Genomic DNA, 12,632 nt, shown 5'->3' with positions numbered 1-12,632 from the left:
TCATAGTGATATTCACTTAGGTCTATATGCTTAAATTTCATTTCATTTTTATAATGTGCCAAATCATATGGATAATGGTTATTACCTTTTAAACTTGTATCATCAAGTTCGAGTATCTTTACTATTGCAGCTGTCTCAAAGCTCCAATACCCTACATATCCAGGTTCTTTATGCGCATTTTTCCATTCATAATCATAATGGCCTTTAAACCATTCTTTCTCCATGTACGTTTGTAATCTTTTAGATGCTTCTTTTTTATCTGTTTGTGCAAGTTCTATAATCTCTCTCGTTTTTGCATATGGATTTTCTTTATAATATCTATTCGTCACTTTTGTGTATCCGATATCACTAGCGCATAAGAGGAAATCAATTACTGCGTCGTTCACATTTTTTTTATCAACTATCTTTTTTAATCTTTCTATATTCTTTCTATCCGTCTCTAACAAAATTCCTAAAGAAATTATCCAAAGCATATATATATAACCCACTTTGCTAGTCCCTGTATGCTCTAAATCATCTATCGCATTATAAAAATATACTTCCATTTTACTAATGTCTTCTCCTAAAGAATACATTGCCCTAATGTCGTTCATCTCATGTATAAAATTCGACAAATAATTTTCTAATATAATACTTTTGTTATCATTAGGATATCTTTGAATACCATTTTTTTCATCTTCTTCTAAACTTTTAATCTCTTCTCTATTTTCTTCGATAAACTCTTTATGATATTCTATTCCCCTTTTACATTTTTCTTCTATACATAAATGATCTCTCATTCTTTTCAATTCCTCCTCGCTTCTAAATTATGGCCATTCTCCAACGATGTTACCCTTTGCATCTATCTTAAATGTTTTAACCTTTCCACTACTATCAACTTTTGATAATACTCTTTCAACTTTACCTCTTTTCAAGGCTTTCGTAATCTGTTCAGCTAATACTTCATCTCCATCAACAGCTTTCAATATTCTACTTTTTCCAGTTTCAGAACCGTTCAACCAACCATCTGACATTTGTGGTCCATCTTTAGTTTTTCCTAATTGTGAACTACCAAACTTTGCTTCATCAATAACATATTTAATATTTGAATTTGGATTTGCATTTTCGTATAATCCATCAATCCCTTTTACTATTTTATCATTTATGCCTGATGGGGCACTTTTTCCGACTGGCTTTAAATCAAATCCAGCTTCTTTTAAACTTTGATTATTCAATAAATTGTCACTAGATTTTATTTCACCATAATTCCCTTTTTGCTTATTTGTAGCTGTTTTTGCATCAAAATTGTCTACATTTGTATTTTTGTTACTGCTAGGTTTACCCTTACCATCATCTTTAGACTTCGCAAACTTATAATAAGCTTCTAATAATTCGCCTTGAGGTATTTTGGTTATGATAGTTCCACCAATACTAGAGAATGCATAGGAAGCCTCTCTCTTAAATGATTGTAACATTTCAAGCGTAGGCTTCAATTCTTTTGCTAGTTTTACTGCATTAGCAAATGTACTTACTCCACTTGATGCTTTTGCTCCTTTTGTGATATGGCCTATTGAAGATTTAATTAAACTATTCAATTAATTTCTATATACAGATATAAATAGAAGGTGATAACAATATGTTTATGAATTTACTAACATTCAATTAGATATTATGGATATTTAGATAAAAAAATCCAGTGATAATTCCTAATTAGTTCTGCATCAATCTTACTTCTAGCTCACTAGATCCCTTACCAACATTACCCTTATAGCTACTTTAACACAAACTAAAAAATCCACAGTGTAAAAAGTTGAACACTGTGGATTATTACATTTATTTTCCTTGATAATGCACCATATCATAAGGGTAGTATAAAGTATTTTTTAAACTTGAATCATCTAATTTTAAAATCTTTACGATTGCTCCGCTTTCGTAACTCCAATAACCATTGTAGATATCATTTTTATTTTCATGTGAATCATACCAGCCTGTATCACTATGCCCCTTATACCATTTTCCCTCTAAATATTCTTTCAATTCCTTTACTGATTCTTCTTTATTCTTTGCATTGACCACACGATAAATTGATTTATATGGGTCTGCAAAGATAAATTCTGTGGTATTCCCTTCCCAATTTTCATCTTTATAACTAAATAAAAAATCAATCAAATAATCATTCAATTTCTCTTTTTCTACCAACTTTTCTAATTCAATTATATAATCTTTTGAAACATCTAGCATTATCCCAATAGAAAGAACCCACAATAAATCTATATATCTATATTTGCCACTCCACCCCTTTTTCATCGTCTCAATTATTTCGGGGTAAAAATCTCTTAGTACTTCCATAGGTCTTCCCATTGAATATAAACAATTAAATTTATCAATACAAATTGATTCAATATATCCATAAGCTCTTTTAATACTACCTAAATCATTTGGTCTTTCATTTTTTACTTTCATTGCTAATTCTTTATACTTTTCTATTCTATTATTCTGTCTATTTAAATAATCCTCGAAATAATCTTCATTTTTTAAAATATCTCTCATTTCATTCTCCTTACTCAATTATTTTCTTCCCAGAAGAATCCAAAATGCTTTTAACCACATTACCATCCTTATCAACATTAATTAGTATATTTTGTACATTTTCAGGATTCAAAAGCATTTCTTCTCGAATTTTATCTGCCATTTCTTCTCCAACAGTTGATTCCAAACGTCTAGAACCATCTATCCATGTTTCGCTCATTTGCTTTCCATCTTTTGTATTTGAAAGTTGCGCAGTATTATACTTAGCCTCCGCTATTACATACTTAGGCGGCGGAGATGAATTTTCATATATACCATCTATTCCCTTAACAATTTTTTGATCTAATGTTAATACACGATCATCACTAATTCTAGTATATGTTTGACTTTCAAAAAAGTCATCCATCTTCATTTCACCATAATTTCCTTTACGCTTCGTTGTTTTTAAAGCTACTTCGCCACTTTCTACTGATTCTATTACCGTACGTTGTTGTGCTCTAGCTGCTTCTAATGTTTGGGCTACTTTTCTAGATTCCTTAGCTATTTCACCAGTTTTACCCTTACTACCATCTTTAGACTTCGCAAACTTATAAAAAGCTTCTAATAATTCGCCTTGAGGTATTTTGGTTACAATAGTTCCACCAACACTAGAGAATGCATAGGAAGCCTCTCTCTTAAATGATTGTAACATTTCAAGCGTAGGCTGCAATTCTTTTGCTAGTTTTACTGCGTTAGCAAATGTACTTACTCCACTTGATGCTTTTGCTCCTTTTGTGATATGGCCTACTTTATTTAGTGCCCTATCGCCTAATATTGTGGTAGCTATTTGTGTTAATCCATAGGTAGTCAATTCTGTACGACTCTCTGCATCTCCCTCTATCATATCTCGTTTTATTTTATTTGAAAATGCATGCCACATATTTTTTGCAGTTTCATCCAAATGGAAAAGTGCATAGGTTACATTAATAAAAGTTCCTATGTCCATATTACTTAAAGCTATTGCGGACTCGATTTCATCACCAATAGCTTTCCCCGATCCTCTTTGAATAGCTTCCCACATCTTTTTCGCTGTTTCAAACGTGCTAACTATACCGTCTGCCGCATCGTCCCAAGCATTTCTAACCGGAGATTTCTCCTCAATTATGTTATTTGTTTCTATATCTTTAATTGACTGATCGTTTTTTCGAGCTGTTTCTTCTATAATCCCCTGAATCGAACTCACCCAATCCATATTCAACCCTTGTGTACTAAACGTCCCACTCACAGGACTAAATCCTTTCCCGCTTTGCACTTCAGCGAGTCCGGCTGTGATGCTAGCCGCTAATTGGAGGGCGGTGCTGTAGTTGTTGCTGGATGAATGTTCGAATTCTTGTAAACGCTCTAGTTTTTCTTCCAGTTTTTTTCTCATTGCACCTAATACCGTTACAATCGCACTTACTCCGGGCATCGGTGTAAGTACTTCTATTGCTTCTATACTTGTAATCGATTGATTAATTCCCCGTATTTGTTCTCTTATTTCTTGTTCGATCACATCTGTCGAAGCAACTTTCGCTTGGAACTCGTTTGGAAATGCTTCGTTTTGGCGAATTAATTCTTCACATAAGCATATGATTCCTTGCGCTAATGGCCGAAATGTTTGGACAAGGTAGGCTTTTGCACTACTGTATGTTTGTCCTTGTAATACTGTGTCTATCGCAAAGGCATCAATAGATTGAATGGCTTGTTCCATACTTTGAATCGTAGCATTACATATAGCGTTCATACTTTGCGTTTGACTTTGTACTTCTCCCAAATACATGTTTAAACTCATGTATTGGCCTCCCTTTGTAGTTGCTGCTGTTCATAGGAAAGGTCATTTTCTTTCTCGCTGAGATGCCGTTTTTCTTTAAGCAACGTCTCTTTTTCGTTTTCTAATTCGAATGTAAGTTTTCTTTCGTACTGCCCGATCTCTTGCCGCATATTCGTAAAAAGGTGAAATGCTTCTTTGTCACCATACCAAGTTTCTAGTATTCGGTTAAATAAACGATTATTTCTATTTTTCCATTCATGAAAACTGGCCTCAGCTCGTTCTTGATTTTGCAGCGCGATTCGGTTTTCATTTTGTTCTTCAAATATAATTCGTAATTTTTGATTACATTGACTGATTCTCGTTTCAATTTCTTGACTCATCTTTTCTCCCTACCTTTTCCCCTTTACGTAGGTTTTTACATTATTGAAAAGTCTTTTGAAGTCCGGTATCCATTTTCTCAAATTCATTTGCTACGGAATGGATATTATCAATCGTTTGTTGAAAAGCAGCGCAAAATTGTGTCGTGATCTGTAAATTTTGTTGATTTGCTTCTTGCGCTTTAAAGTTCACAGATAGTGTCGTACGCGTTGCCTTATTTATAGAGCGACTAGTAGCACTTTGCATTCGATCTGAAGCATTTCTCATTTTCGTTGCAAGTTGCGTTGCCGTATGCAAATTACTTTGAAATTCTCCCATCACTTACTCCCCTCTACCTTATATTTTCAAGAAAATTATAACATGGAAAAATATTCTAATAAACCGAATGTTCGAATTTAACACGTAATTCACTGCTATTACTGAATATGAAAGCAATACTTATCTTTCAACATAACTGTGTCGAAAGTAGGTTCTACTTATACAAAAAAAGATGACCTCAGCTATACGCTAAAGTCATCTTTTCTACCTTATTATTTCACTAACTCTCCATTATAAGCTTTTATATCTAATGGAGCAGTTAAATACTGTGCTGCTTTACTAACGAAAGATGTGAAGTGTTCACTCGTATTATGGCTCGCAACTGCTGCTTCATCTTTCCATACTTCTACCATCGTATAAACACTTTCTTTTTCTGTATCTTTATATAAATCATAAGATACATTTCCACTTTCTTCTCTTGAACCGTGAATGAGTGGCTGAATTTCTTCTAAAAATGATTGTTGTTTTGCTGGGTCTACTTGAAATATTGCGTGAATAATAATCATGGTGTTTCCCCTTTCATATTCCATATATTTCTATGACCTAATTAGATTACTTCCACTCAGCAACTTTGTCAATTGGAAGACGTACTGATTGGTAACCACTATCAGCAGCTTTCCCGATTGAAATTAGCATTACTGGTACGTAGCGTTCTTTATCTAGTCCAAACGCTTCTGCGATTTGGTCTTTTTCAAATCCACCAATTGGACAAGTGTCATAACCGTGCGCACGAGCTGCTAGCATAAATTGCATCGCTACAAGACCACCGTCAATTAATACTGTATCTTTCATTACTTCTGGTGTAACCATAGAGAAGTAAGCTGAAAGTTTTTTCATTTGATCTTCTTTTACTTCTGCCGGCATTAAACCGCGCTCTACTGCTGTACCATAAATTTCTTCTGCGTTATCAAAGTTGTTTAAGTCACCAAATAAAGCGATCATTGCTGAAGATGTTTCTACTTGAGATTGATTGAATTTCGCAAGTGGCGCAAGTGTTGCTTTCGCTTCGTCACTTTCAATCACTACGAATCTCCATGGTTGCATGTTTACTGAAGATGGTGCAAGTGTTGCTTCTGTAAGAATTTCTGTCATTTCTTCTTTGCTAATTTTCACTGAAGGGTCGTACTTACGAATTGAACGACGTCCTGTTAAAATTTCGTTAAAATCATTTGTTTTTACTGAGTTAGTCATAGTTGTATTCTCCCTTTTTTATAATTCTTTTATATTTTCTTGAATGTGATTTAACATATTTAAAAGATTATCGCGTTCTTCCTCACTTAATCCTTTAAATGCAGATGCTGCAAAACGTTCTTTTTCCTCTTGAAACGCTTGAATTTTATTTCGTCCCTCTTCAGTAAGAGAAACTAACGTAATTCTGTTATCATCTGGATTTTTACGTCTTACAATCATTTCATTGGCCTCAAGCTGCTTTAAATGCCTTGTTATCGCAGCATTATCAATATTCACTTCTTGTTGAAGTGCTTTTTGACTAATTTCACCTACTTCATATAACTGAAGTATAAGCTCTAATCGAGACTGGCTCATACCCGTACACCCTTCAAATTTCGAACTTACTTCTTTATTTAGAAAGTGTAATTTATATAAAATAATCGCTTCTTTTGAGCATGAACTTGTCAAATTAACCCTCCTTTACAATCAAAATAAAAATGTTTGATACATCAATAGTTGATATGTCAATTAATATAATCTATATCGATTTAGAATGCAAGCATTTTGTTTTCATTTTATTTTTTCCAAATTAAGGCGCTTTGTAGCGTTACAAATAATGTTAATTGCACTATAATAATACTAATTTAAAGAACTGGAGAGTGATTGATAATGCGGCAATATACAAATAGAAATGAGGAATTGAAAATGGAAAATGAAATGAGGATATTCACAAATGACAACAATAAATATAGGGATTGTCGCGCACGTAGACGCTGGCAAGACGAGTTTGACTGAGCGTATTCTTTATGAAACGAATGTGATTAAAGAAATTGGCCGAGTAGATAGTGGTAATACACAAACTGACTCAATGGAATTAGAAAGACAACGCGGAATTACGATTAAAGCATCTGTCGTTTCTTTCTTTATTGATGCTGTAAAAGTAAATGTCATTGATACACCTGGACACGCTGATTTTATCGCTGAAGTGGAGCGATCATTCCGCGTTCTAGACGGTGCGATTTTAGTTATCTCTGCCGTTGAAGGTGTGCAAGCACAAACAAAAATTTTAATGCGAACATTACAGAAACTAAACATACCGACTATTTTATTCGTTAATAAAATTGATCGTAGTGGCGCAAACACTGAAAAAGTTATGAAACAAATAAAAGAGGTTCTTTCAAATGAAGCATTCCCCTTCTACTCTGTTCTAAACGAAGGAACGAAAGAAGCCCGGATCATTGAATACAAATCATATGACGATTGTATGGAACTGTTAGCACCATTTAATGAATCGTTACTTGAATCATATGTAAATAATGAAATAATACCGGACGCACTATTAAGAGAAAAACTAGAACAGCAAATACAGCAAGCGAATGTGTATCCAATCTTTTTCGGTTCAGCAATGACTGGTATGGGCGTAACAGAACTTCTTGAAAAACTTCCGGCTCTCATTCCAGCTCTTACATCGGCACAAGAGGAACCATTATCCGGTGTTGTTTTTAAAATTGAACGTGAACCTTCTGGAGAAAAGGTTGCTTATATAAGAGTTTTTTTAGGTAGCTTACATGTTAGAAAATATGTTAATATACAGCGCAGTAAGTCTCTATTCCATAAAGAAAAGATAAAAAAAATGTGCCTATTTCATAATGGAGATACCGTTCAAACTTCTACCGTTCCTAGCGGTGAGTTTTGTAAAGTGTGGGGGCTGAATGATATTAAAATTGGTGATATTATCGGTGAACGTACGGATTATATAAAAGATATTCACTTTGCCGAACCACAAATGGAAGCTGCCATTGATGCGGTACCTAAAGAGCAAATTCATAATTTATACGCTGTTCTTATGGAACTATGTGAAGAAGATCCGCTCATTAAAGTTTGGAAAGACGATGTTCATAATGAACTATATATTCGCCTTTTCGGTGAGGTACAAAAAGAAGTAATTGAAACAACACTTTATGAGAAATATAATTTGCAGGTTAATTTTTCAAATACGCGAGTTGTATGTATCGAGAAACCAATTGGCGTAGGCAATTCTGTTGAAGTAATGGGTGAAAAAGAGAATCCATTTTACGCAACAATCGGATTCAAAGTTGAACGTGGTGAACTTAATTGCGGTATAACATATAAATTAGGTGTTGAGCTCGGCTCACTACCTTTAGCATTTCATAAAGCGATTGAAGATACGGTATTTCAAACGTTAAAACAAGGATTATATGGGTGGGAAGTTACAGATATTATCATCACGTTAACACATACTGGTTATGCTAGTCCTGTTACAACAGCGAGTGACTTTAGAAACTTAACACCGCTCGTTTTAATGGATGCTTTAAAACAAGCTGCAACATATGTATATGAACCAGTTAATGCGTTTGAATTAACTGTACCGGAGCAAGCAATTAGTACCGCAATGTATAAGCTCGCTGCCGTTCCAGCAACTTTTGCAGAGCCTATATTCAATAACAATTCTTATCAGTTAACAGGATCATTACCTGTTGCGAAAACAGAGAGTTTCAAACGAATACTACATTCATTTACAGAAGGAGAAGGCATATTTACAACGAAGCCAGCTGGTTTCACAAAACTTATGGCTCCCTTCCCTACTCGAAAACGTGTTGATTATAATCCGCTGAATCGTAAGGATTATTTACTTCATGTTTTGAAGGCTTATTAAAGTAAAAGAGGTGCAATTCGCACCTCTTTTGCATGTATTAATAGGTTAGTTTGTCCTAACAACTTCTTTAAGTTTTCCTATTATTTTCGCTATAGCCTCAATTGAATTTTCCGTTTCATATCCCCCAACATTTACAGAATGATTTGCATTTTTGACAACTTCAATCTGTAAATTCGTTTTATATAACTGATCAATTTGATCTGCATTGTATTGGTGATCTTTATCCCCAATAACTAAAAACCCTTCGTGTCGACTATGTAAGATAAAATCAAAAATTGTATCAAACGTCAGTAAAGGTGTAAGTAGTATCATTTTTGACTGCGCGAATTCTTCTCTCTTCATTAAATCATTTGCAATCGGAATTGTTCCGAGTGACTTCCCTAAAAACATAGTCTCGTTGTATTGCTCATCTTTTAATACTTCATTTATTACAGGATTAATATCATCCATCATTACTTTCGTTACTTCTTCCATTGGTTTATTCATTAATTGTCCATCATAAGAATAATGAATATGTACAACATCTATTTTATGTTCAAGCATTAACATCGTTGCGTAATAAAATAACGGCTTATCATAATTGTATCCTGAACCTGAAAACATAAAACAAACCGTACTAGAACCTTTTTCGATATGTGTGTAACGAATTACTTTGTCATTTATATGTACCTCTTTTTTAGTCCCCTTCACCGTTTTCTCCTCCGAATACGTTTACTTTTGTAATACGTTTACTTTTGTAATACGATATGTTCTGTGTGAACTGATACATCCTTTACTTTCTCTTTTATAAATGCAGGCTGTAAGTTATATGTATGCAGTTCTTCTACTGGCACCCATCTAAACAAATACGTTCTACCCTCTTCTTCCAAAATATATTGATCCGCTCCACTCGCAGGTAACTCATGTAGCTCTACTTCATAATAAAAACTAATTTCATGAAACTTTCGCTCAGAAAGTGTAAAGAAATTTTCTACTGACCATATTAATCTCTTCCCTTTAATAGGAACACCTAGTTCTTCTGCAAGTTCTCGTTGTAACGCATCCTCACTATTTTCTAGCATTTTCACTCTTCCGCCTGGTACATACCAATAATGTTCCCCTTTGTTTTGAAGAATAAGTATTTTATTATCCAGTTTACAAATTGCTCCGACGCGGTAATTAAAACATGTTTCCTCTACTTTAAACGTAAGATCCAATCTTAACGCCCCCCTTATACAAATATTGAATTATTACAAAACAATTATGTAATTGCTGTACAAATAAGGTTACTAAATTTATTCACTTCATTCAATCATTTCCTAATTTTCTGAACCATTACTTTTCATCGTTACAAGTGCATATACATATGTTACAATCATATTGCACACTAGAAAACATTATGGGGGTACGGATGGAAACGTTATTAACCCAGCAAACTGAGAAATCAAATAAGTTTTGGAAAATCGTTGTGAAAGAAAAAGACTATGTTGTGTTTTACGGAAAAATTGGCACAGCTGGCAGTGTGAAAGCGAAAGAGTTTGAAACAGAAGAAGAATGTATGAAAGAAGCTAATAAACTAGTTGCTTCCAAACGTAAAAAAGGATATACAGACCCGTTGCCTGGGGAAGATTACATAAAAGAAAAAACGATAACCGAAGAAGAATTTTGGGAGCTACTTCATCGTGCAAAAACGAAAGGTGAGGACCAAGAAGAACAAATAGAATGGCTTACTTCTCACCTTGCTAAACGTACAGTACATGAAATTGTAGCTTTTGATACGCATATGCATCGCCTTTTGAAAGACTCCTATACCTCCCGTTTATGGGCAGCAGCCTATATTATTATGGGTGGCTGTTCAGATGATACTTTCGATTACTTCCGCGGATGGTTATTATATCAAGGAAAAGAGACATACGAAGCTTGTATTGAAGATCCAGAACGATTAATTCCTGTATTAGAAAATTTGAGTGAGTATGACGTCCCAGAAATAGAAGAACTTTCTTTATATTTCGGTTTCACTGTATATGCAGAAAAAACTGGTGACGAAGATGATACTTACTTTACACTTTACCATGTCTTATCTAATGAAGAATTCGACGATGTAGATTTTGAATTTGACTGGAATGAAGACGATGAAGAAGGTTTAAAAAAGATGTTTCCTAAGCTATGGGAGATGTACGGAGAAGAACCGATTGAGTGGTAGATTAATTATTCGTGAAAAAGTGCCTTGTTTCTTTAGTAACAAGGCACTTTTTTTGATACTATATTTAAATTATCATCTTTCCACTCTCCCACCACTCCATAAAAGTCTTTAAAGAAGGAGCAACCCACGTTCTACTATCATTCTCATGGTTCCATACATATATATCATCTCTTTGTACTTTTCCATTCAAAATGGAATAGCCAAACAAATCACCATTTCCCCCATCAGCAAAAAATAATAAACAGTCAAAAGGCATGTATAAATCCTTAAAATCAACTATATTTCTCATACTCATATTTTCAGTTTTAATTTTTGAATCAGACCATATAAAGTCACCGTATTCACCTTCTATACCGTTTGTTTCCTGTAATAATTGATATAAATCATTCGGTAACTCCACATGTAAACATTTTTGTATATCAGTAAGTTCATCCTTCGTAGCTGGGTTTTTCAAGCTTAAATTTGATGAGATACTGTGAATGGTGTCTTTCCACATCACCTTTTCCTCCTTATGTGCAATCAAGCATATTCAAAGAACTCCGCTAAATTTATTGATACCATCTTTCTAACAATTCCTTCTCCCTCTCGCCTGAAATACCTGCTTTTAATTCCCATTCTTCCGTACTCTCCATCCACTCATACACATCTGTAACTGTCTCGTCTATTCTTCTAAAAGTAAGCCCTTTATTAACCGCACTTTCGATACAAATAGAAAACCCGCCTCTCCACGGCTTCGTCCCACCATCTAATGGGAAAGTTTCTGGAATCCACAAAGGCATTTCTGTCCAAGGCTGCACATTGTGTTCACTCATAAACGATTCGTCTACCCAAACAAATTCAGCATCGCTATTCGTAACTTTTTTACACGTATTTAATAGCTCTTCCATCGTCAATTCATCATTCGGACCTGTTATATTGAATGTACCTGCTTTATTATTTTCTGCCATGTTGAGTCCAAATCTCGCGACATCTTTTATATCAACTATCTGCACTGGACGATTTTTTCTTCCTGGAACTAACACGTTACCTCCTTTTGCTACACGCTGAATCCAGTATGGAAGTCGATCTGTATAATCGAACATTCCTGAAAGAAGTCCTGCTCTTACGTGTAAAACACGCCCCGGCCAATACTTCTCTGCTTCTTTTTCGCATAATACTTTCAGCGCACCATAATGCTCATAAGGAGATATTTCACCATTCTCTACAGCCTTTATTTGCTCTTCCGTCGGTTCAGGTTGTAATATATAGTCTTCTTTTATGTCATGCGGAATCCAATCTTTATATACGGAAAGGCTTGAGATGAATACATAATGTTTTATATTATCTTTTAAGACATCTCCAATATTCCGAATGTGATGCGGAGAAAACCCACATGTATCCACGACAACATCCCATTTCCGATTTTCTAAACTTGATACATCACCATTTCTGTCACCGATAAGCTGCTCCACTTCAGGAAAAATTTCTTTGTTTGTTCCGCGGTTAAATAATGTAACTTCATGCCCTCTGTTCAAAGCCTCTTCTACAACAGCTCTTCCCAAAAATCGTGTACCACCTAGTATTAAAATTTTCATTGTTCTCCCCCATTCCTCATTAAAAATCTTTTCTTT

General features: G+C 34.5%; 15 protein-coding genes. 2 read left to right on the top strand and 13 right to left on the bottom strand.

The window, feature by feature from the left end; genetic code table 11:
* The 9 genes from ES895_RS17615 to ES895_RS17575 all read right to left on the bottom strand — a co-directional run.
* Positions 1–779, bottom strand: a 779-nt coding sequence (locus tag ES895_RS17615; RefSeq protein ID WP_135238528.1) for a PoNi-like cognate immunity protein, incomplete at its 3' end; no start/stop codon positions are given.
* A 27-nt stretch (positions 780–806) separates the two neighbouring features.
* Positions 807–1,574: a hypothetical protein gene (locus ES895_RS17610; RefSeq protein ID WP_135238527.1), complete on the bottom strand. Its 768-nt coding sequence runs from the start codon at positions 1,572–1,574 to the stop codon at positions 807–809.
* Positions 1,575–1,812: 238 nt separating this feature from the next.
* The gene (locus ES895_RS17605; RefSeq protein ID WP_016110225.1) at positions 1,813–2,529 is read right to left on the bottom strand and encodes a PoNe immunity protein domain-containing protein; all 717 of its coding nucleotides are present in this window, start codon (positions 2,527–2,529) and stop codon (positions 1,813–1,815) included.
* A gap of 10 nt (positions 2,530–2,539) precedes the next feature.
* Entirely contained in the window at positions 2,540–4,318 is a 1,779-nt protein-coding gene (locus ES895_RS17600; protein ID WP_016110226.1) for a T7SS effector LXG polymorphic toxin, read from the bottom strand.
* A complete protein-coding gene (locus tag ES895_RS17595) occupies positions 4,315–4,677 on the bottom strand; it encodes a DUF3958 family protein (RefSeq protein ID WP_044584584.1) in 363 nt (120 codons plus the stop codon). The genes ES895_RS17600 and ES895_RS17595 overlap by 4 nt, the downstream gene beginning before the upstream one ends.
* A gap of 40 nt (positions 4,678–4,717) precedes the next feature.
* Positions 4,718–4,993 carry a TIGR04197 family type VII secretion effector gene (locus ES895_RS17590; RefSeq protein ID WP_065703808.1) on the bottom strand — a complete coding sequence of 92 codons (276 nt, stop codon included), beginning with the start codon at positions 4,991–4,993 and terminating at the stop codon, positions 4,718–4,720.
* Positions 4,994–5,205: 212 nt separating this feature from the next.
* Entirely contained in the window at positions 5,206–5,499 is a 294-nt protein-coding gene (locus ES895_RS17585; protein WP_044584585.1) for a putative quinol monooxygenase, read from the bottom strand.
* A gap of 46 nt (positions 5,500–5,545) precedes the next feature.
* The gene (locus ES895_RS17580; RefSeq protein ID WP_000185390.1) at positions 5,546–6,184 is read right to left on the bottom strand and encodes a nitroreductase family protein; all 639 of its coding nucleotides are present in this window, start codon (positions 6,182–6,184) and stop codon (positions 5,546–5,548) included.
* Between the two features lie 18 nt (positions 6,185–6,202).
* Positions 6,203–6,631, bottom strand: a complete 429-nt coding sequence (locus tag ES895_RS17575) for a MarR family winged helix-turn-helix transcriptional regulator (protein WP_000204172.1) — start codon at positions 6,629–6,631, stop codon at positions 6,203–6,205.
* 265 nt (positions 6,632–6,896) lie between these two features.
* Between ES895_RS17575 and ES895_RS17565 the strand changes: the two genes are divergently transcribed.
* Complete coding sequence (locus tag ES895_RS17565; RefSeq protein ID WP_097995016.1) at positions 6,897–8,840, top strand: elongation factor G; 1,944 nt, start codon at positions 6,897–6,899, stop codon at positions 8,838–8,840.
* A 45-nt stretch (positions 8,841–8,885) separates the two neighbouring features.
* Here ES895_RS17565 and ES895_RS17560 read toward each other — a convergent pair whose 3' ends face one another.
* Together ES895_RS17560 and ES895_RS17555 are read right to left on the bottom strand one after the other, a co-directional pair.
* A complete protein-coding gene (locus ES895_RS17560) occupies positions 8,886–9,530 on the bottom strand; it encodes a hypothetical protein (RefSeq protein ID WP_000679152.1) in 645 nt (214 codons plus the stop codon).
* 38 nt (positions 9,531–9,568) lie between these two features.
* On the bottom strand, positions 9,569–10,036 hold the full coding sequence (locus ES895_RS17555) for an NUDIX hydrolase (protein WP_000366240.1): 468 nt from the start codon (positions 10,034–10,036) through the stop codon (positions 9,569–9,571).
* Between the two features lie 194 nt (positions 10,037–10,230).
* Here ES895_RS17555 and ES895_RS17550 point away from each other — a divergent pair, with 194 nt between their 5' ends.
* Positions 10,231–11,022, top strand: coding sequence for a DUF4240 domain-containing protein (locus ES895_RS17550; protein ID WP_098312575.1), 792 nt, complete (start codon positions 10,231–10,233; stop codon positions 11,020–11,022).
* A 64-nt stretch (positions 11,023–11,086) separates the two neighbouring features.
* Here ES895_RS17550 and ES895_RS17545 read toward each other — a convergent pair whose 3' ends face one another.
* Together ES895_RS17545 and ES895_RS17540 are read right to left on the bottom strand one after the other, a co-directional pair.
* Positions 11,087–11,518 carry an SMI1/KNR4 family protein gene (locus ES895_RS17545; RefSeq protein ID WP_135238526.1) on the bottom strand — a complete coding sequence of 144 codons (432 nt, stop codon included), beginning with the start codon at positions 11,516–11,518 and terminating at the stop codon, positions 11,087–11,089.
* Between the two features lie 52 nt (positions 11,519–11,570).
* Positions 11,571–12,596 (bottom strand): SDR family oxidoreductase, encoded by a 1,026-nt coding sequence (locus tag ES895_RS17540; RefSeq protein ID WP_135238525.1) that lies wholly within the window; start codon positions 12,594–12,596, stop codon positions 11,571–11,573.
* Between the last annotated feature and the right edge of the window lie 36 nt (positions 12,597–12,632).

It is taken from the genome of Bacillus sp. 007/AIA-02/001 (genome assembly GCF_004634455.1).
Lineage (GTDB): Bacteria > Bacillota > Bacilli > Bacillales > Bacillaceae_G > Bacillus_A > Bacillus_A cereus.
Note: the sequence above shows the minus strand (reverse complement) of the source record. Positions and strands in the feature narration are given on the sequence as shown.

What these genes read in the sequence shown, in the direction of transcription:
- ES895_RS17605 (WP_016110225.1), bottom strand. Translation starts at nt 2,529, where the DNA reads ATGAGAGATATTTTAAAAAATGAAGATTATTTCGAGGATTATTTAAAT.
- ES895_RS17600 (WP_016110226.1), bottom strand. Translation starts at nt 4,318, where the DNA reads ATGAGTTTAAACATGTATTTGGGAGAAGTACAAAGTCAAACGCAAAGT.
- ES895_RS17595 (WP_044584584.1), bottom strand. Translation starts at nt 4,677, where the DNA reads ATGAGTCAAGAAATTGAAACGAGAATCAGTCAATGTAATCAAAAATTA.
- ES895_RS17590 (WP_065703808.1), bottom strand. Translation starts at nt 4,993, where the DNA reads ATGGGAGAATTTCAAAGTAATTTGCATACGGCAACGCAACTTGCAACG.
- ES895_RS17585 (WP_044584585.1), bottom strand. Translation starts at nt 5,499, where the DNA reads ATGATTATTATTCACGCAATATTTCAAGTAGACCCAGCAAAACAACAA.
- ES895_RS17580 (WP_000185390.1), bottom strand. Translation starts at nt 6,184, where the DNA reads ATGACTAACTCAGTAAAAACAAATGATTTTAACGAAATTTTAACAGGA.
- ES895_RS17565 (WP_097995016.1), top strand. Translation starts at nt 6,897, where the DNA reads ATGACAACAATAAATATAGGGATTGTCGCGCACGTAGACGCTGGCAAG.
- ES895_RS17550 (WP_098312575.1), top strand. Translation starts at nt 10,231, where the DNA reads ATGGAAACGTTATTAACCCAGCAAACTGAGAAATCAAATAAGTTTTGG.
- ES895_RS17545 (WP_135238526.1), bottom strand. Translation starts at nt 11,518, where the DNA reads ATGTGGAAAGACACCATTCACAGTATCTCATCAAATTTAAGCTTGAAA.
- ES895_RS17540 (WP_135238525.1), bottom strand. Translation starts at nt 12,596, where the DNA reads ATGAAAATTTTAATACTAGGTGGTACACGATTTTTGGGAAGAGCTGTT.